At 61.8% G+C, this 18597-nt stretch carries 23 protein-coding genes and 1 tRNA gene; 11 read left to right on the top strand and 13 right to left on the bottom strand.

Translation table 11 applies throughout. The features are described from left to right. Positions 1 to 278: 278 nt before the first annotated feature. From DFR49_RS07530 to DFR49_RS21690, 4 genes are all read right to left on the bottom strand, one after another. Positions 279 to 815: a recombinase family protein gene (locus DFR49_RS07530; protein ID WP_119034998.1), complete on the bottom strand. Its 537-nt coding sequence runs from the start codon at positions 813 to 815 to the stop codon at positions 279 to 281. Between the two features lie 118 nt (positions 816 to 933). After that, the gene (locus DFR49_RS21695) at positions 934 to 1539 is read right to left on the bottom strand and encodes a hypothetical protein (protein WP_147373668.1); all 606 of its coding nucleotides are present in this window, start codon (positions 1537 to 1539) and stop codon (positions 934 to 936) included. 13 nt (positions 1540 to 1552) lie between these two features. Continuing rightward, positions 1553 to 1762, bottom strand: coding sequence for an H-NS family nucleoid-associated regulatory protein (locus DFR49_RS07525; RefSeq protein ID WP_170150955.1), 210 nt, complete (start codon positions 1760 to 1762; stop codon positions 1553 to 1555). A 31-nt stretch (positions 1763 to 1793) separates the two neighbouring features. Next, entirely contained in the window at positions 1794 to 2525 is a 732-nt protein-coding gene (locus DFR49_RS21690) for a hypothetical protein (RefSeq protein WP_147373667.1), read from the bottom strand. Positions 2526 to 3109: 584 nt separating this feature from the next. Here DFR49_RS21690 and DFR49_RS07520 point away from each other — a divergent pair. After that, positions 3110 to 3514, top strand: coding sequence for a hypothetical protein (locus tag DFR49_RS07520; protein ID WP_245968282.1), 405 nt, complete (start codon positions 3110 to 3112; stop codon positions 3512 to 3514). 143 nt (positions 3515 to 3657) lie between these two features. Here DFR49_RS07520 and DFR49_RS07515 read toward each other — a convergent pair whose 3' ends face one another. The 5 genes from DFR49_RS07515 to DFR49_RS07495 form a co-directional block, all read right to left on the bottom strand. Continuing rightward, positions 3658 to 4962 (bottom strand): tyrosine-type recombinase/integrase, encoded by a 1305-nt coding sequence (locus tag DFR49_RS07515; protein WP_119034995.1) that lies wholly within the window; start codon positions 4960 to 4962, stop codon positions 3658 to 3660. A gap of 221 nt (positions 4963 to 5183) precedes the next feature. Next, a complete protein-coding gene (rpsI, locus tag DFR49_RS07510; protein WP_119034994.1) occupies positions 5184 to 5729 on the bottom strand; it encodes a 30S ribosomal protein S9 in 546 nt (181 codons plus the stop codon). Next, on the bottom strand, positions 5729 to 6208 hold the full coding sequence (gene rplM / locus DFR49_RS07505; RefSeq protein ID WP_119034993.1) for a 50S ribosomal protein L13: 480 nt from the start codon (positions 6206 to 6208) through the stop codon (positions 5729 to 5731). The genes rpsI and rplM overlap by 1 nt, the downstream gene beginning before the upstream one ends. A gap of 140 nt (positions 6209 to 6348) precedes the next feature. After that, on the bottom strand, positions 6349 to 6666 hold the full coding sequence (gene cutA / locus DFR49_RS07500; protein WP_119034992.1) for a divalent-cation tolerance protein CutA: 318 nt from the start codon (positions 6664 to 6666) through the stop codon (positions 6349 to 6351). Beyond that, positions 6663 to 7697 carry a COX15/CtaA family protein gene (locus DFR49_RS07495; protein WP_119034991.1) on the bottom strand — a complete coding sequence of 345 codons (1035 nt, stop codon included), beginning with the start codon at positions 7695 to 7697 and terminating at the stop codon, positions 6663 to 6665. The genes cutA and DFR49_RS07495 overlap by 4 nt, the downstream gene beginning before the upstream one ends. A gap of 126 nt (positions 7698 to 7823) precedes the next feature. Between DFR49_RS07495 and DFR49_RS07490 the strand changes: the two genes are divergently transcribed. Both DFR49_RS07490 and DFR49_RS07485 read left to right on the top strand, forming a co-directional pair. Continuing rightward, a complete protein-coding gene (locus DFR49_RS07490; protein ID WP_119034990.1) occupies positions 7824 to 8210 on the top strand; it encodes a MerC domain-containing protein in 387 nt (128 codons plus the stop codon). A 125-nt stretch (positions 8211 to 8335) separates the two neighbouring features. After that, complete coding sequence (locus tag DFR49_RS07485; protein ID WP_119034989.1) at positions 8336 to 8794, top strand: Fur family transcriptional regulator; 459 nt, start codon at positions 8336 to 8338, stop codon at positions 8792 to 8794. A gap of 602 nt (positions 8795 to 9396) precedes the next feature. Here DFR49_RS07485 and DFR49_RS07480 read toward each other — a convergent pair. Then, positions 9397 to 9945 carry a GNAT family N-acetyltransferase gene (locus DFR49_RS07480; protein WP_119035346.1) on the bottom strand — a complete coding sequence of 183 codons (549 nt, stop codon included), beginning with the start codon at positions 9943 to 9945 and terminating at the stop codon, positions 9397 to 9399. Between the two features lie 169 nt (positions 9946 to 10114). Here DFR49_RS07480 and dxs point away from each other — a divergent pair, with 169 nt between their 5' ends. Further along, complete coding sequence (dxs, locus tag DFR49_RS07475; RefSeq protein WP_119034988.1) at positions 10115 to 12034, top strand: 1-deoxy-D-xylulose-5-phosphate synthase; 1920 nt, start codon at positions 10115 to 10117, stop codon at positions 12032 to 12034. A 16-nt stretch (positions 12035 to 12050) separates the two neighbouring features. On the opposite strand, the gene DFR49_RS07470 is transcribed toward dxs, so the two are convergent. Then, positions 12051 to 12716 (bottom strand): RBBP9/YdeN family alpha/beta hydrolase, encoded by a 666-nt coding sequence (locus DFR49_RS07470; protein ID WP_119034987.1) that lies wholly within the window; start codon positions 12714 to 12716, stop codon positions 12051 to 12053. A gap of 227 nt (positions 12717 to 12943) precedes the next feature. Here DFR49_RS07470 and DFR49_RS07465 point away from each other — a divergent pair, with 227 nt between their 5' ends. The 5 genes from DFR49_RS07465 (at position 12944) to proC (ending at position 16047) form a co-directional block, all read left to right on the top strand. Further along, positions 12944 to 13675 carry a TlyA family RNA methyltransferase gene (locus DFR49_RS07465; RefSeq protein WP_211325817.1) on the top strand — a complete coding sequence of 244 codons (732 nt, stop codon included), beginning with the start codon at positions 12944 to 12946 and terminating at the stop codon, positions 13673 to 13675. Positions 13676 to 13761: 86 nt separating this feature from the next. Further along, on the top strand, positions 13762 to 14316 hold the full coding sequence (locus DFR49_RS07460; RefSeq protein WP_119034986.1) for a TspO/MBR family protein: 555 nt from the start codon (positions 13762 to 13764) through the stop codon (positions 14314 to 14316). Between the two features lie 33 nt (positions 14317 to 14349). After that, entirely contained in the window at positions 14350 to 14637 is a 288-nt protein-coding gene (locus tag DFR49_RS07455) for an accessory factor UbiK family protein (protein WP_119034985.1), read from the top strand. 94 nt (positions 14638 to 14731) lie between these two features. Continuing rightward, positions 14732 to 15241: a type III secretion system chaperone family protein gene (locus tag DFR49_RS07450; RefSeq protein ID WP_425454920.1), complete on the top strand. Its 510-nt coding sequence runs from the start codon at positions 14732 to 14734 to the stop codon at positions 15239 to 15241. Continuing rightward, complete coding sequence (gene proC, locus DFR49_RS07445; RefSeq protein WP_281271757.1) at positions 15241 to 16047, top strand: pyrroline-5-carboxylate reductase; 807 nt, start codon at positions 15241 to 15243, stop codon at positions 16045 to 16047. Before DFR49_RS07450 ends, proC begins: the two co-directional genes overlap by 1 nt. Before the next feature lie 374 nt (positions 16048 to 16421). On the opposite strand, the gene DFR49_RS07440 is transcribed toward proC, so the two are convergent. Then, positions 16422 to 16910, bottom strand: a complete 489-nt coding sequence (locus DFR49_RS07440) for a MarR family transcriptional regulator (protein WP_119035343.1) — start codon at positions 16908 to 16910, stop codon at positions 16422 to 16424. A gap of 90 nt (positions 16911 to 17000) precedes the next feature. Here DFR49_RS07440 and DFR49_RS07435 point away from each other — a divergent pair, with 90 nt between their 5' ends. Both DFR49_RS07435 and DFR49_RS07430 read left to right on the top strand, forming a co-directional pair. Beyond that, positions 17001 to 18089 carry a branched-chain amino acid aminotransferase gene (locus tag DFR49_RS07435; protein WP_119034983.1) on the top strand — a complete coding sequence of 363 codons (1089 nt, stop codon included), beginning with the start codon at positions 17001 to 17003 and terminating at the stop codon, positions 18087 to 18089. Positions 18090 to 18159: 70 nt separating this feature from the next. Beyond that, positions 18160 to 18234, top strand: a tRNA-Gln gene (locus DFR49_RS07430). Between the two features lie 60 nt (positions 18235 to 18294). On the opposite strand, the gene DFR49_RS21925 is transcribed toward DFR49_RS07430, so the two are convergent. Continuing rightward, positions 18295 to 18471 (bottom strand): hypothetical protein, encoded by a 177-nt coding sequence (locus DFR49_RS21925; protein WP_170150954.1) that lies wholly within the window; start codon positions 18469 to 18471, stop codon positions 18295 to 18297. Positions 18472 to 18597 lie beyond the last annotated feature (126 nt).

The raw sequence follows: 18597 nt of genomic DNA, 5'->3' as shown, positions 1-18597 counted from the left end.
TTGCATTTTTACGTGTGCCATTGAGCCTTGTTCCAAGGCCTAGAAAAATTCGCATTTCTAAATTCGTATGATTGCTACCGCCGTCATATGACCAATTCGTCTTCACGTTCGCGTGCTGCGCGCTCATCCATCTGGTCTTAGTCCCAGCAAGTGTTTTCTCAAAAGCAGCATATGTTGTGTGCAACGCTGTGCGCTTCACGAATATATTTAGCTCTCTCGAAATTTAATTATCTGCGCCGAAAACCCATCTGGAAAAATTATTTACATAGTAAATTGCATCACGCTTTCGCTAAACGGTAAACCGTTTGACGATGACAACCTAACTGCCGCGCAATCTCACTGATCGCTGTGCCGCTCGCTATCAAATCCTTCACGCGTTCAGCACTAACCGTTGCTCTACGTCCTTTGTAAATTCCGTTGGATTTCGCTTTTGCAATGCCTTCGCGCTGTCGCTCGCGTCGTAGATCGTTTTCAAACTCTGCCACGGCGCCCAGGATAGCCAACGTCAGCTTTCCCGTGCTGCTGCTCGTATCTATGTTCTGATGCACGCATTGAAACGCAACGCCTTTGACCGCAAGCTGATCTAGCAACTGGAACAGATCGCTCAGCGACCGCGCAAAACGGTCAAGCCTGCTGACGATGATCGTATCACCCTCACGCACAAAGCCCATCATCTCTATCAACCCAGCGCGTTCGCAATTTGTGCCTGTCGCCTTGTCTTCAAAGATGCGTTCGCATCCCTGTGCAGCAAGTTCGCTCAACTGCACATCCAAGCATTGGCCTGTTGTGCTGACACGCGCATAGCCTACGATCATGTTCCACCGTCACTATAGGTTCTAAGACCCAACCCGTCTGATGTCGCAAAAGCTGAAAATCGACCTAAATGTGACATTCGCTGCACGGTTTTTCGCCGTCACGTTAGTGTTTACCCGTTTACGACTTTCGCGCCCACAACCTTTCTAATCGCCGCTGCATATCGTCCTGCAACTCATCATCTGAAACTGGATTTTCAATTCGATCGATTTCGTGCTCAATGGCCGCAATTTTGGTATCGCGCTTGCTGCGTATCCCGCTTGCATAACCGCTGCCACTCTTTGCCGTGACAACTCGTGGAGCATCAATTGATGACAGGTCTGAAGCATTTGACGCATCACGCCCCACCTCACGGTCAAACCAACCACTCAGTCCACGATCTGCGCTGATAATCTCGTCCAACTTTTCATATAGCTGCTCAAATGCCGTTTCCGCAGTTCGTGCAAGTTTGCTCGCACCCTGCGAACCTTTGCCACGTAATGCTTTCGCCCTGTTCTCAAAAAAGATCGCCCGCTTAAGCTTCGCCTCATAATCGCGAATTTCGTCTGGCTTATCCTTAAGCTGTTTTCGCAATTCCAATTGCTCACGGCATGCGCTTTCAAATTCCGCATATGCGCTATCGCCCAATGCCTTACGCATCTCGCGGTTTTGAACGTGCTGCCCGTCTTGCAGCCGTCCTAACAGAACACGAAGCTTTGCTGCGCGTGCATCACTCTCACCGCTCACGCAATAAACGCCTTCAAACTGCGCTGCTGTTTGCCGCTGCCTTGCCGCCCCGCTTTGCGCGCTGCTTTGTCATATGTGGTTTGAGGTCAGCATATTTGATACCGTAGCGCTCACACATTGCGACGACTTCCAAAATGCTTTTCGCACGCTCTGCGCTGCGTGCCGCCTCAATCTTCTTATCAAGGTCGTCTTTCTGCTTAAGCAGCTCATCCAGCGTCGCCATATATGCTCCTCTCCTGCTTGTAGCCATAAATTTAATCAGAATTAACGAAACGAACTGCCTTGCGAAAAATCCATATCAGAAGTGATATTAATAAGAAGGCATATATGAATAATGGATACATTATAATTCTGTATAGAAAATAATCACCCTCTCTTTCCGAGATAATTTTTTCTATTGCCGATTTTAGTTCGTCCATTTTGGGTCTATCTAAATCTGATACATGATATACTATTGGACCTCCCCATCCATTACCATAGCATTGCGACATATACAGACCAGGAGCATCTTCGAAATTCAGATTGTTGCAGTATAGAGAGCTAATTCCGTTATCGATTATTACCGATCTCTCATTCCCTGGAATTCCAAGCTGCAATATCGCCTTTTTTCCCGTCAGGGATTTCATATATCCAGCAACGTCTTTTCCGTATCCAAAGAACGGACTCGCATCAACAATCTCTATCTGATTTATTATTCTTTGTGATCCTGCAATGAAGTTATGCAGCGGCGCATCCGCATCATAGCGTGGCTCCATGATATCAAACCACGATGGATGCTCGCTACGTACGCTTTTGTGGAGAGGATCATCTGGGTCTCCCACGCTCCTGCAATTTTCATCTAGAGTTACACCAGACAACTGGAATGGCGCACAAGTTATATATGCATATGGATCGTAAGTAGCGACCGTTTTTGCGAAAACAAATCCCAAAATGAGTAGGGGAATAAAGGAAACAATAAAAATCCTGATGAATTTTTTTCTCGTCACTTACATTCCCCCAAGGTTTACAGAATTAAGAATCTATGCAGCAGTGATGCCAATCGCAATAAAAATATATCGGCCTGAACTTTACACAAATGACATATTTGCGTCTCACGCAAATTTGGCGGTGCAAAATTGGCACTGAACCCGTTCATTCTGAAAAAATCTGATGAGCGACCTAGTTTTAAAAAATCGTTGCAGGCCAGTGCGAAAATGGCCCTGCGCATTCGCAAATCCAATGTTACCTGACGATCAGCGTGGCCAGCATATCGCCTCTGCCTACAAGCCTACCTGCTTGATCCCTCGTCTCGTTTGTCACTGTATCATACCAGCCAATCAACGCACCCGTATGAATATGACCACAAACGCGCCTAGCTGATTGAATTCGCCAGCCAAGCAGCTTGCCCGTTCTGTCCCTATATTCCTGTCGCACGTCCAATCTCTACCGTTGCCGTTTTCGTCGAATGCACTGCGCGCAATCAGTCAATCCTAAGCCGCAAGCCGTGTCTGATTTTTCGCTTCTGAGATCGACATAATGAACGACGAAAATAGATCGTTGCTCAGTGCTAAAGATTGGAAAGAGAAATGTTATGGCCGTGAATTGGAAGACCGCTATAAAGCCTGCCGCTCAGAGCATGGAATTCAAGTCCGCTGCTGTCCAGATGAACCCCGCTGAACGTATCGCAAACGGAATGGACGTTGCACTTGCCGCCTTCAAGAATGATGAAAGCATCAAGAAGCGCCCTGCAATCGTTCAGAAAGGTAGCGAAGTTCGCTTCTGCGTCCGCTATGGCAATCGCGCCCTCAGACTTGTTGGCAGCGACACGCAATTCGTCGCTGCCGCTGACAAGTTTGAAAGCGTGTATGCAGCGATCAAGGAAGCCGTGTTGAATGGAGAATTCGATGCGCAGATTGCTGAACTCGCTGCCAACGCAAAGAAGCGTGGTCAAGCTATGGCCGCTTCGCGCAAAGCGAAAGCTGCTGCCAAGCCGTGATACCCGCTGCCAGCGTGCACGAAAAATACCCACCTAAAATTGGTGGGCATTTTTTTGAGCGTCAGACAGCGCCAGGAACATTGTCGCGCTGCCTGACTGCTCCAAAACCCGCTTCAGGCGCTCAGACAGTGCGACAGCGCGCGCTAAGCGCCCATCTTTTCAGCATCCTGTTTCGCGAGCGCATCCAGCACCAGTTTCTCCCATTCCTCTTCGCTCATCGTTGCTGCTGGACCTGAATTTGCAAATCTGAGCGCGTTAATAATCGTCGCAGCATCCCATGCACGATTCTGCGTTAGTTCAGGAATGCGATCATCTGGCAAAACGTGGTCGTAGTGTCGCTGGATTTGAACCACAGACGTACCGCAGTTGCGAGCAATATCTACTGGCGCCACCCCGTTCACCAAGCGGTCTGTGATGTACGTATGCCGCAAACTATAAGCTGTTCGATTTTGTTCATCTGGACCTTTCAACAAGCCGCATTCTTTAAAAAGATTACGTATTGTATGCGAAGGGTCCCAGCCGCGCTTGAATAACCATTTACGTCCTTCTGCCGTGTCACTCTCAGCAGATCTAAGCTTTTTTAGCTCGTTGAGAAATGGCTTTAAGTTTGGCTGACTTACAGACAATCTCTCCCCTGTCTTAGTTTGTTTCTGTATCTGAATTTTTGCAAGATTACTTGGGGTCCAACTTATATGATCCCACTTACATAACTGCACTTCCCGTGGTCGCATGCCAGTCAAATAGTAAAACCATATTAAACAACGCACTATTTGTCTTTGTCGCCTATGAAGATCGTGCTGACCCTCAAATTGCCAGCCTTCCATATGCTCCGCTAGCTTAAGCCATTCCTCAGCCGTAAAGCCGTATCGCCGCTCTCTGTTGGGGTCACTAGCAAGCGCGTGCATCTTAATTTTGGGTATGGGCTTTATTAGACTCCATCGCGCTGCACGATCCAGTGCCTGCCTGATTAATCCAAGCTCAATCGTAAGTGTCTTTTTTGATGGCCGCTTTGTGCCTCGATCTCGTCGCCAATCTACGTAGCTTTCAGCCTTGTTGACATTTATGGCGTCAAGGAAACAGTTGGCAAAATAAGGCTTTATGTAAAGTTCGCCTGCCCCTTTATGCAGCTTGTAGCGATGCTGAGATAGGTTCTTCTCAACATACGGTAGCCATCGCGTATCCCAAAAATCATTGAACGATGTTGATGTGATGGGAAGATCAGCAGCAACGCGCCCCTTAAGCTGCGTGTAGAGATCCATCGCAAGCCGTTCTGCCACAGCTTGGTTGCTCGTTTTCAGGCTCTTTCGCGTGCGCTTCCCGCCGCCAAGCTCCAAGCGGCATTGCCACGATGCTTTGCGTTGCAGATCGCCGCGTTTGTAAAGCACGATTGCGCCGTCAAGCAGCTTGATCGTGTCCTCTTGATGTTGCTTTTTCTGCGCCTGGGTCATTTAGCCATCCTTGCGTGTAAAGATGACTAATCCGTAAGCTGCGCGCTGATTTTCGCGATCAAAACCAGAACACGTGTAATCGCACGTGTTAAGAACGTGTTTTTCGCTAACCCACGGCAGCGCAATTCAGCGCGACACGTGTAAGAACGTGTAAATGAAAAAAGGGGCCGTTTCCGACCCCTTTTTCCTTAATTTCCAAGCGTTTAAGCTTAGGTTCCAGCTTAGCGCTTCGAGAACTGGAAGCTGCGGCGCGCCTTGGCCTTGCCGTACTTCTTGCGCTCGACCGCGCGGCTGTCGCGGGTGAGGAAGCCCGCCGCCTTGACCGGTGCGCGCAGCGCCGGCTCATAGCGGGTCAGCGCCTGGCTGATGCCGTGCTTGACCGCGCCGGCCTGGCCCGAAAGACCGCCGCCCTTGACGGTGCAGACCACGTCATACTGGCCCTGCCGCGACGCCACGTCGAACGGCTGGTTGATGACGAGGCGCAGCGTCGGCCGCGCGAAATAGACTTCCTGGTCGCGGCCGTTGATCACGATCTTGCCCGAGCCCGGCTTGAGCCAGACGCGCGCGACCGCATCCTTGCGGCGGCCGGTGGCATAGGCGCGGCCCTGCTTGTCGATCTCCTGCTCGCGGAGCGGGGTGACCGGCTGGGCAACGACGGGAGCGGGCGCCTCGGCAGTGGCAGCGGTGTCGGTCGCGGGCTGCTGTGCCTGTTCCTGGCTGCCGGCAATTGCGCCCAGATCGGAAAGCGATTGACGATTGTCGGACATTATTTGCCCACCTTGTTCTTGCGATTCATGCTCGCGATATCGAGCACTTCGGGGTTCTGCGCGACGTGCGGATGCTCGGTACCCGCATAGATGCGCAGGTTACGCATCTGCTGGCGCCCCAGCGGCCCGCGCGGGATCATGCGCTCGACCGCCTTTTCGAGCACGCGCTCGGGGAAGCGGCCTTCGAGCATCTTGCCGGCGGTGACGCCCTTGATGCCGCCCGGATAGCCGGTGTGCCGGTAATAGACCTTGCCCGCCAGCTTGTTGCCGGTGAAGCGCACCTTGTCCGCGTTGATGACGATGACGTTGTCACCGCAATCGACGTGCGGGGTGAAGCTCGTCTTGTGCTTGCCGCGCAGCACATTGGCGATGATCGTCGCCGCGCGACCGACCACCAGGCCATCGGCATCGACGATATGCCATTTCTTCTCCACCTCGTGCGGCTTGACCGACTTGGTGGTCTTCATCAGCGCCTTCATGGGGCCTAGACCTCTTGCTTGAAACGACGCGCGCCGCCCAGCAGGGACGGCGCGAACGGATGGGCTAATACGGGGTGCGTGCCGGAAGTCAAGCGGCTGTGCGGGTTAGCGAGCGGGTATTATGATACCAGAGGGCTGAGTCAGGCGTGCGTGGCGTCGTCGATCCATTGCGCGACCGCCGTATCCACCGCCACCGGCCAGCTTTCGATCACCGGCTGGTCGTACCGGTGGAGCGCCGCGATCCGTTCGGCCAGGGCGCTGGCCAGCGTGATCGTCGTCTTGAAGGTCGCGGTCACTTCCTCGGCGGTTTCGACCACGTCGCGCCAACGGAAGATCGAGGTGCAGGGGCGGTCGATATTGACGCAGGCGGCGAGGCGCTCGCCGATCGCGTGGCGCGCGATCCGATCGGCCTCGGCGGCGGTGTCGAATGTGACGCGGACCAGCGCGATATCGGTCATGCGCGCCGCCCGATCGCGTGCGCGGCGGCGACGGTCGCGATCAGCAGCAACGCGGCATTGGCCTGATGCGCGACCGCGATGTCGATTGCGACGCCGCTGAGCAGGGTCGCGACGCCGAGCGCGATCTGGAGGACCACGAGCCCGAGCACCGCCGCGCCGGGCCAGCGGGTGCCGGCCGCCCTTGCCTTGAGCGCCAGCACCAGAAGCCCCGCCGCCGCGACGAAGGCGAGCCAGCGGTGGATGAACTGGACGACGACCGGATTGTCGATCGCGTTGGTCCAGCCGGGATCGAGCATCGGCACGCCTGCGGGAAACAGGCTGTCGCCCATCAGCGGCCAGCTCGCGAAGGCATAGCCGGCGCCGAGCCCGGCGGTGAAGGCGCCGTACACGATCTGGGCGAACAGCAGCAGCAGCGCGACGGCGGCGACGGGGCGTAGCCGCGCGGGCCGGGCGAGGGGGCTCGCGTGCAGCGCCAGCAGGTCGAGCGCGGTCCAGACGATGCCCGACAGGATCACGAGCGCGGTCACGAGATGCACCGCCAGCCGGATATGGCTGACGTCGGTGCGCACCGACAGCCCGGAGGTGACCATCCACCAGCCGATCGCGCCTTGCAGCCCGCCAAGCGCGAGCAGCGCGGTGAGCCGCCAGCCATAGCCCGCCGGAATGCGGTTGCGCAGCCAGAACCAGATCAGCGGCAGCGCGAAGGCGGCGCCGATCAGCCGGCCGAGCAGGCGGTGGACATATTCCCAGAAGAAGATCGCCTTGAACCCTGCGAGCGTCATACCACGGTTAAGCTCGGTATATTCGGGGATGCGCTGGTAATTCTCGAATTCGGCGACCCATTGGGCGTGGGTGAGCGGGGGGATGATGCCGCTGATCGGCTTCCACTCGGTGATCGATAGCCCCGATTCGGTGAGCCGCGTGATGCCGCCGACGATCACCATCAGGACGATCAGCCCGGCGACCGCGAACAACCAGGTGGCAAGCGCGCGCGGACGCGACTCGGCGACGGCGGAGGACATTTGCAGCATGGTTATCGTGCCTAGCTATTTTGCGGTCACCCGTCATGGCCATTTGTGACCCGAGTTGTGACCCGAGTTGTGATCGGAGCAAATGATATATTGTAACCTCGTGCGCATCGTGCCATATCGCTGCCGATGACTCACGCCCTCCGCTCCTGGACGCAATGGCTGTCGGTACACATCGATCGCCTGGCGATCGGCCTGTCGGGGCTGTGCGTGGTCCATTGCCTGGCGAGCGCGGTGCTGCTGGCGCTGCTCGCCTCGGCCGGCGGGGTATTGCTCGACCCGATCTATCACGAGGTCGGGCTTTCGCTCGCGATCGGGCTGGGCGTGATCGCGCTGGGGCGCGGCGCGCTGATCCACGGCTATATGATGCCGCTGGCGGTCGGCTCGCTGGGGCTCGGCATGATGGCGGGCGCGCTGACGCTGCCGCACGAAGGCGGGATGGAAGCGATCTGGACGGTCATCGGGGTCGGCGTGCTCGCGCTCGGCCACGATCTCAATCGCCGCGCGGTGATCTGAGAGTTGGTTTGAGAATGCGTCTTTCGGTGCCGCTTCGAAAATCGCCCATTCGCGATTTCTCAAACGGACTCCGAACCCGCCTCGTCCGACTTGCCGTGGACGCCGCGGCACCCTAAATTCCGTTCATGCCGAGGCACGATCATCATGAGCATCACGGCGCCGCGCTGACCCAGGCCGCGCAGGCGACGCTCGAGCGTTCGGGTGAGCAATGGACCGCGATGCGCGCCCGGATTTTCGACGCGCTGGCGGGATTCGACAAGCCGGCGAGCGCGTATGACATCGCCGAGGCGGTATCGAAATCGGAAGGGCGGCGCGTCGCGGCGAACAGCGTCTACCGCATCCTCGACCTGTTCGTGACCGCGAACCTCGTGCGCCGCGTGGAAAGCTCGAACGCCTATATCGCCAACGCGCATCCGGGGTGCCTGCACGATTGCATCTTCCTCGTCTGCGACGTGTGTGGGCAGACGGTGCATCTGGACGACGATTCGGTGACCGCCGGCGTGCGCCATGCCGCCGAGGCGGCGGGATTCTCGCCCGAGCGCCCGGTGATCGAGGTGCGCGGCCGGTGCGCCGACTGCGACTAATCACCTGGAACTGAAGTTCGCCACAATCCAGAGCCGTCACCCTGAACCTGTTTGGCGACTATCCCCTTCGGATACGTAAGCGCCGAATTACCTCCTTCTTCCCATCCCGGCGAAGGCCGGGGCCCAGTTGCGAGCCGCCCGATGCTGGACCCCGGCCTTCGCCGGGGTGGTGAATGAAAGTACGTATCTGAAGGGGATAAACGCCAACTCGTTTCAGGGTCCATCGTGCCGCAAGCGATGACGCCGAATGGGGAGGAATGGATGCTGAAACAAGTTCAGCATGACGGCCATGACACGACGAACTTCTGGCCCTCCATATTAGGCTGTATCGACATTCAGCCCTGACGCGCGGAAGGTTAGGCGAAGGTGAGGCCAAAACGCTTGCCGTGCTCATCGCTGCTCGCTCCCGGACGTCTCCTTTGCGCGGGGCGTGCGATGACGGGCACAGCCGTTTGGCCGACGACGCCGCCGATGCGCGTGGATCAACCGGTTCAAAGAGCGGATCGCACCATCGCACAAGGCGGCGGTGTAGGACAGTGTAAAGAACAAATAGGGAATATTGGGGTCGAAGCTCGCCGGCGCAGAGAGAAAGGGCGCCCCGATCAATCCCGTGCCTGGGGAGCCAGCGCCTTCGCCATCCTGACGAGGGGAACGGCGATGCCGTCGATCGGGGCGGCGGTGGTGCGTTCGATCGCCGCATAGCCGCAGACGCGGTAGAGCGGTTCGCCGGCGAGCGTCGCCATCAATTCGGCGCGGCCGAACCCGGCGGCGCGCGCTTCGGCCTCGCACCGTGCGAGGATCGCTCGCCCGACGCCGCGGCGGGGGAAAGCGGGATCGGTGAACATCGCGCGGATCCGGGCGGGCTCGCGTGCCGGATCAAGCAGGCGGGCATCGCGCAGCCCCGTCGAGTGATCGCCGCCGTAGAGCGTGGCGCGCCGGCTCCAGCCGCCACAGCCGGCGAGCGTTCCGTCGATCGAGGCGAGCCAATAGGTGCGATCGGCGATCAGCGTCTTGTCCAGCCCCATGACCGCGCGGCTGGCCGCGATCTCGGCCGGGGACAGGAAGGCGCGCTGGAGGATCGCGATCGAGCGCGCCATCAGGGCATCGATCGCGGCGATGTCGGTTTCGTCGGCGAGGCGGAGGGCGATCATGAAGCCGCTTTCCGTCGCGATGCAGCGGCGGTCAAGAAGCGGTGCACCGATCTCGTCGCAATCGACACCATGTGCCGACTGGTCTAGGGTCCGCACTCGATTGGAAATCGGCCCGCCGCTTCGCGGTCGATCCTTGTTCTAATCGAGTACGGACCCTAGACGCCTCATAATGACCGATCTTCCCGAAACGCCGTTGCTCGATACGGTATCGACGCCCGCGGATTTGCGTGGGTTGAAGCCCGGCCAGCTCCGGCAGCTCGCCGACGAACTGCGCGCCGAGACGATCTCTGCCGTTGGCGCGACGGGCGGACATCTCGGCTCGGGGCTGGGCGTGGTCGAGCTGACGGTGGCGATCCATTACGTCTTCGATACCCCGCGCGACCGGCTGGTCTGGGACGTCGGCCACCAATGCTATCCGCACAAGATCCTGACCGGGCGGCGCGACCGCATCCGCACGCTGAGGCAGGGCGGGGGGCTGTCTGGCTTCACCAAGCGCAGCGAGAGCGAGTACGACCCGTTCGGCGCGGCGCATTCGTCGACCTCGATCTCGGCGGCGCTGGGCTTCGCGGTGGCGAACAAGCTCGCCGACCGGCCGGGCAAGGCGATCGCCGTTATCGGCGACGGCGCGATGTCGGCGGGCATGGCCTATGAGGCGATGAACAATGCCGAGCAGGCGGGCAACCGGCTGATCGTCATTCTCAACGACAACGACATGTCGATCGCGCCGCCGGTGGGGGGCTTGTCGGCCTATCTCGCGCGGCTGATCTCGTCGTCCGAATATCTGGGGCTGCGCAGCCTCGCGAGCCGCGTCGCCAAGAAAGTGTCGCGCCGCGTGTACCAGTCGCTCGGCAAGGCCGAGGAATATACGCGCGGGATGGTGACCGGCGGCACGCTGTTCGAGGAACTGGGCTTTTATTATGTCGGCCCGATCGACGGCCACAATCTCGACCACCTGATCCCGGTGCTGGAGAATGTGCGCGACACCGAGGAAGGGCCAATCCTCGTCCATGTCGTGACCAAGAAGGGCAAGGGCTATGCCCCGGCCGAGAATGCGGCGGACAAATATCACGGCGTCCAGCGCTTCGACGTCATCACCGGCGCGCAGGCCAAGGCGCCGCCAGGGCCGCCTTCTTACCAGAACGTCTTTGGCGAGACGCTGGCGAAGCTTGCGGAGACCGATGCGCGGATCTGCGCGATCACCGCGGCGATGCCCTCAGGCACCGGCGTCGACAAGTTCGCGAAGGCGCACCCCGATCGCGCGTTTGACGTCGGGATCGCCGAGCAGCACGCGGTGACCTTCGCCGCGGGGCTGGCCGCGCAGGGGATGCGGCCGTTCTGCGCGATCTATTCGACCTTCCTCCAGCGCGCCTATGATCAGGTCGTCCACGACGTCGCGATCCAGAATCTGCCGGTGCGGTTCGCGATCGACCGCGCCGGGCTGGTCGGCGCCGATGGTGCGACGCACGCGGGCAGCTTCGACGTCACCTATCTGGCGACGCTCCCCAATTTCGTGGTGATGGCGGCCGCCGACGAGGCCGAACTTGTCCACATGACCTATACCGCCGCCGAGCATGACAGCGGGCCGATCGCGGTGCGCTATCCGCGCGGCAGCGGGGTGGGCGTGACGCTGCCCGAGACGCCGCAATTGCTCGCGATCGGCAAGGGGCGGATCGTGCGCGAGGGCAAGAAGGTGGCGATCCTGTCGCTCGGTACGCGGCTCGCCGAGGCGATCAAGGCGGCCGACGTGCTCGACGCCAAGGGGTTGTCGACGACCGTTGCCGACCTGCGCTTCGCCAAGCCGCTCGATCAGGCGCTGATCCGCAAGTTGCTGACCACGCACGAGGTGGCGGTGACGATCGAGGAGGCCGCGGTGGGGGGGCTCGGCGCGCATGTCCTCACCTATGCCAGCGACGAAGGGCTGATCGACGCGGGGCTCAAGCTGCGCACGATGCGGCTCCCCGATCGCTTCCAGGATCAGGACAAGCCCGAGAAGCAATATGCGGACGCGGGGCTGGACGCCGATCACATCGTCGCGACGGTGCTGGCGGCGCTGCGGCATAACGTGACGGCGGTCGGCGCGCGCGCCTGAACGATTCGCGCGGGTATCAGGCTGGCGGGCACCGTCGGGAGGCGCGGGAACGGGCCGGAGGCGGCGGCTTCGCATTCGCAAATCCGCTCGCGCGTGCCGGACGGCGCGGGGCCGCGTCGATCACGCGTTCGAGCAGTGCCTGCCCCTCGGCCCACCAGCCGAGCCCGCTGTCCGCGTTGATGTGCCCGTGCATACCGATCTCGACCAGGTGGCTGCCCCATCCATCGGCGAGGGTGCGCGCGTGGTTGAGCGAGACCCACGGATCGTCCTCGCTCGCGACCATGATGGAGGCGAACGGCAACGGTTCGAGCGGCGAGGGGCGGAAGGCGCGCAGAGGCGAGTGGGCATCGGTGCGATCGACGTCGGCCGGCGCAACCAGCAAGGCGCCGGTGACCGGCCAGCCTTGCGATTGGCCGGCGAGCCTCGCCCACCAGGCGACGGCGAGGCATCCCAGGCTGTGCGCCGCCAGCACGACCGGCGCGCCCGCGGCGCGGATCGCCTGATCGAGCTTTGTGACCCAGACGTTGCGATGCGGCCGATCCCACATGCCGAGTTCGGCGCGGTGCGTATCCAGCCGCGCGTCTTCCCAAAGCGTTTGCCAATGCGACGGGCCTGATCCGCCGAGGCCCGGCACCGTGAGCACAACCGGGTATCGTTCGTCGATCGGGGAGAAATTGGCCATGAGTGGCTCCCTTGCTGCGAATCGTCGCCCCCACATGGAATCGTCGCCGCTGCGCCCTCGCGAGGCCAGATATTAATTCCTACTAATTAGATAGGAAATATATGCAATCGTCAAGCGGGCACCGCGACGCGGTGCGCCCCATCGCGGGTGCAAGCTGTTGGTGCATTCCGCGCAGCCGATATACAGGGAGGCGTGCTGTCGTTTCCCGAAGAAGGGGCTGTCGGATTTTGGCCAAAAATCGCATCGATCAACTGCTCGTCGATCGCGGGCTCGCCGAATCGCGGACGCGGGCGCAGGCGTTGGTGATGGCGGGGCTGGTGTTCGCCGGCGAGCGCAAGATCGAGAAGGCGGGGCAGCAGGTCGCGGCCGATGCGGCGATCGAGGTGCGCGGGCGCGATCATCCGTGGGTGTCGCGCGGGGGAATCAAGCTCGCGCACGGGCTCGACCATTTCGGTTGGGATGTCACGGGCGCGGTTGCGATCGATGTCGGGTCGTCGACCGGGGGGTTCACCGACGTGCTGCTCAGTCGCGGTGCGGCGCGCGTCTATGCGGTCGACAGCGGCACCAACCAGCTCGCGTGGAAGCTGCGGCAGGACGACCGCGTCATCGTCCACGAACAGACCAGCGCGCGCATCCTGACGCCGGCCCATATTCCCGAACCCGTCGACCTGATCGTGTGCGATGCGAGCTTTATCGGGCTCGCCAAGGTGCTGGAGGTGCCGCTCGGCTTTGCGCGCGACCGCGCGCGGGCGATGGTGCTGGTCAAGCCGCAGTTCGAAGCGGGGCGCGGCGAGGTCGGCAAGGGCGGGGTGGTGCGCGATCCCGCGATCCATACGCGCGTCTGCGATGAGGTGGCCGCGTGGTTTGCCGGGCAGGGGTGGCGCATCGAGGGGGTGACGCGAAGTCCCATTACGGGACCGGAAGGCAATATCGAGTTCCTGCTCGCGGCATCCCGCTGAAGGGGTGGGTTTTCGCGCCGCACGGTTTCGGTGTAAGCGCACGGCGCCGAAACGGGGCTGGGCCCCGACGAACCGAAAGAACGTGCATGACCGAGATCGCGTCCCGAGCCCAATTGCGCCTGTCGTTCCTGCGCTGGGCGGTGGTGACGGTGCCGCTGGTGCTGTTCCTCGGCTTCCTCTCAGGAAGGCTGGTGCCGAGCGGTTCGGAAAACGGATGGTATGCCGCGCTTGCCAAGCCGTCGATGACCCCGCCTGATTGGATGTTTCCGGTCGCGTGGACGATCCTCTACCTGCTCGAAGGCGTTGCGCTGGCGATCATCCTGCATGCGCGGCGCGCGCGGGGGCGGGGATTGGCGATCGCGCTGTTCGTCGCCCAGTTCGTGCTCAGCCTCGCCTGGACGCCGGTTTTCTTCGGGGCGCACCGGGTGGTGCTCGCGCTGGCGATCATCGCGGCGATGATCGTGTTGGCGATCGCGGCGACGCTGATGTTCGGGCGCATCCGGCGCACTGCGGCGTGGCTGATGGTGCCCTATCTCGCCTGGATTTGTTTCGCCGGGATGCTCACGTTCGGTATCCACCGGCTCAACCCCAATGCCGAGACCCTTGTGTCGCCGTCGTCGACCACCCAGATCGAGCTTTGATGGCTGCTGTGCGGCGACGAGTAAGGAAACATCATGCAGGCCGACAACAAGATATTCGATGATTTCGCCAAGTTCGTGAACGGCGCCGCGGGCACCTTCGCAGGCATGGGGCGCGAGGCCGAGGCCGGAATGCGCGCGCGTGCCAAGGAATGGATCGGCGGGCTCGATTTCGTCAGTCGCGAGGAATTCGAGGCGGTGAAGGCGATGGCCGCCGCCGCGCGCGACGAGGCCGATGCGCTCAAGGCGCGGCTCGACGCGCTCGAAGCCGGCGACGCCGCGCCCAAGAAGGCCGCCCCCCGCACGCCGCGCAAGAAGGTTTGAGCCCCATCACTTTCCACAGGAATATTCGATCCGACGCGCTTTGCCGGGTTGAAGCCCGCGCCGCCGCTTGGCACGCTTGGCCGAAGGAGGCCGATTGATGCTGGACGAGAGCGATTTCGAACGCGACGACGTGGCCGCGCCGATCGACATGCTCGAAAGCTATGTCGCGGCGCACGGCTGGTCGTACGAGCGCCAGGACGAAGAGATCATCGTCGAGGTCAAGGGGAGCTGGACGCAGTACGAGCTGCGCGCGCTCTGGCGCGAGGAGGACAGCGTCCTCCAGTTCCTCGCCTTTCCCGACATCCGCGTGCCCGACGATCGCCGCGCGGCGCTGTACGAGGCGATCGGTCTCGTCAACGAGCAGCTCTGGATCGGCCATTTCGAATTGTGGTCGTCGAGCGGGATCCTGCTCTATCGCCACGCCGCGCTGGTCGACGGCGCCGAGGAGGGCACGCTGTCACTGGCCGCCGCCGAGCTGCTGATCGAATCGGCGATCGACGAGTGTGAGCGCTTCTATCCGGTGTTCCAGTTCGTGCTGTGGGGCGGCAAGACCCCGCGTGAGGCGATCGCGGCGGCGCTGATCGAGACCCAGGGAGAAGCCTGATCACCGAGGTTCCTGCGAGCATCTGGTTGATCGGGTGCGGCAACATGGCAGGCGCGATGCTGCGCCAATGGGTGGCGAGCGGCGCGGTCGATCCGGCCGGCGTCACCGTGATCAAGCCGAGCCCGCGCGGCGTGCCCGCAGGCGTTCGCCACCTGACGGCGCCACCCGCCGATGGTCTGCCCGACGCGCTGATGCTGGGCGTCAAGCCGCAGAAGCTCGACGAGGTCGCGGCGACGATCGCGCCGCGCATCAAGGGCGTGCCGCTGCTGCTGTCGATCCTGGCGGGCGTCGAGGTGGCGGCGTTGGCGAAGCGATACGAAGCGGGGGCGATCGTGCGCGTGATGCCCAATCTGCCGGTCGGGCTGGGCAAGGGCGTGGTCGCACTCCACGGTGTCGATCCCGAAAGCACGCCGGGCCGTCAAACGACGGCGCTGATGGCGTCGCTCGGCCTGGTCGAGTGGATCGCGCGCGAAGATCAGTTCGACGCGGTGACGGCATTGTCGGGTTGCGGACCAGGCTTCGTCTATCGCTTCATCGATGCGCTTGCCGAGGCGGGTGCGGCACTGGGCCTGCCGCGGGACCAGGCGCTTCGCCTCGCGACCGCGACCGTCAACGGCGCGGCCGAGCTGGCGGCGCGATCCGACGACAGCCCCGCGACGCTCGCCGACCGCGTCGCCAGCCCCGGCGGCTCGACGCGCGAGGGGATGAATGTGCTCGACCGCGACGATGCGCTGAAGGCGCTGATGAAGGCCACGCTGGCGGCATCGGAGAAGCGCAATGGGGAACTTGCCGCGGCGGCGCGCTGACAGCCTCCGAAACGGACGCGCAACCCCGTGGAAGGTTACAAAGGTTACACTACGTCCCCGCTGCTTTGCCTCTCCCCGATGCCGCGTCATCACGGGCGCGGCCATTCGGCCGGCGACATCGCCGGCGCGTGCAAGATCAACCGTATCAAGAGCGATGCGCAGCATGGCACAGGTGCGGGGTTGTGGGACAGCGAAACGAACAAATGTTGGGCGTTTATCCCCTTCGGATACGTAAGCGCCGAAATACCCCTTACTTCCCACCCCGGCGAAGGCCGGGGCCCAGTTGCGCGCCGCCCGATGCTGGACTCCGGCCTTCGCCGGGGTGGTGAATGAAAATACGTATCCGAAGGGGATAGTCGCCGTTCTGGGGAGAGCTACTCCCGCAACGCCTGCACGCGTGCTTTCTCGCTTTCCGGGATCAAGCCTTCGAGGACCGCCCAGAAGCCGCCGACCGCGCTCTGCCCGGCGCTTGCATAGGCTGCCGACAGCTTGGCGCGGATCGCCTCGAACAGCTCCGATTCGAGCGCCGCGCCCGTCTCTGTCAGCCGCAACAGCCGCTGGCGGCGATCGCGCTCGCCGGGGCGCGATTCGATCAGCCCGCGTTCGGTCAGCTCGTTGAGCACGCGCCCGAGCGATTGCTTGGTGATCGCCAGCAAGGCGAGCAGATGGCTCACCGTCAGATCGGGCTGGCGCGCGATGAAATAGAGCGCGCGGTGGTGGGCGCGGCCGAGCCCCTGATTCGCCAGCCCGCGATCGATCGAGCGCGTCATGTGGCTGTAGCCGAAATAGAGCAGCTCGATGCCGCGGCGGATTTCGGGCTCGCGCAGGAAGAGCGGCGAGGCGGACTGGGTTGGGGCAGCCATGTTGACCGGTTTTGCCGCCATCCGTAGAAGGCTTCAACCCAAAAACATGCCCGGACGAGGATGATGCCACACGACTCACCGAGCGCGCCGATGGCGTTGCCGGCCTTTACTTTCGATCCGCATCCGTCGCCCGTCGACGCCGATGAGCGCGCACGGCTTCTCGTCGATCCGGGCTTCGGCCGCGTTTTCACCGACCACATGGTCACGATCCGTTATAGCAGCGCGGCAGGCTGGCACGACGCGCGGATCGGCCCGCGCGAACCGCTGACGATCGATACGGCGACCGCGGTGCTCCATTACGCGCAGGAGATTTTCGAAGGGCTCAAGGCGTATCGCCTTGCCGATGGCGGTACCGCGTTGTTCCGGCCCGAACGCAACGCCGCGCGCTTTCGCGATTCGGCACGGCGGATGGCGATGGCGGAATTGCCCGAGGCGTTGTTTCTCGAATCGATCCGCCGGCTGGTGCAGACCGAGCGCGAGTGGATTCCCACGCTCGACGGCGGCGCGCTCTATCTGCGGCCGTTCATGATCGCGAGCGAGGTGTTCCTCGGCGTGAAGCCCTCGGCGGAATATATCTTCGCGGTGATCGCCTCGTCGGTCGGCGCCTATTTCAAGGGCGGCGCGCCCGCGGTGTCGCTGTGGATCTCGGAGAATTACACCCGCGCCGCGCCGGGCGGCACCGGGGCGGCAAAATGCGGCGGCAATTACGCCTCAAGCCTCGTCGCGCAGGCCGAGGCGATTCGGCAGGGGTGCGATCAGGTGCTGTTCCTCGATGCGGCCGAGCGCCGCTGGATCGAGGAACTGGGGGGCATGAACATCTTCTTCGTGTTCGACGACGGCATGCTGGCGACGCCGCCGCTGACGGGCACGATCCTGCCTGGCATCACGCGTGACTCGATCTTGCGGATCGCGCGCGACCTGGGGTTCGAGGTGCGCGAGGAGCCCTATGCGATCGACCAATGCCGCGCCGACGCCGAAAGCGGGCGGCTGCGTGAGGCGTTTGCGTGCGGCACCGCGGCGGTGGTCACGCCGATCGGCAGAATGCTGTCACGCCAGGGCGACTTCACGATCGGCGGCGGCGGCCCCGGCCAGACGACGCAGCGCCTGCGCCAGACGCTGGTCGGCATCCAGACGGGCGTGGCCGAAGATCGGCACGGCTGGCTCGAGCGGCTGGATTGAGGCGCGGGTAAAAAGGCGGCGGCGCCCCCTTTTCAGCGGGGCGCCATCCGACTAAAGCCACCCGCTCCGTTGGGGCGTCGCCAAGTGGTAAGGCAGCGGCTTTTGGTGCCGCCATTCGCAGGTTCGAATCCTGCCGCCCCAGCCAAGCGCGTAGATCACCGGCGGTGAGGGCTTGAACTCGCGTTCTACTGTCGTGACCCAATGTTCATCGAATATGGCGACCCAGCGCCAGCCGGTCGAACAGGTCGAGACAGTCTTGAGCGACGCCTGTCTCGACAGTCGTCACAGGTGTCGGGTGCGGGTGGGCCGGCATGGGGGCAGCAGTCGCGCCGCCGGCGCTGAGCGTGGCGGCAAGGATGGCGGGGACGGCGACCGGTCGCATGAGGTCTCTCCTGTACGGGGGCGGTCGTCAGCCCATGCACAGCGTCTACCCAACCCTGGATTGGTTCGCGGTGGAGCGGCCTATATCAAATCCAAATGTTCCTGAACGAGCAGGAGTGAGCCGCCT

Origin of the sequence: Hephaestia caeni (assembly GCF_003550065.1) — a bacterium.
Classification (GTDB): Bacteria; Pseudomonadota; Alphaproteobacteria; order Sphingomonadales; family Sphingomonadaceae; genus Sphingomonas; species Sphingomonas caeni_A.
This window is presented reverse-complemented; position numbering and strand designations above follow the sequence as displayed.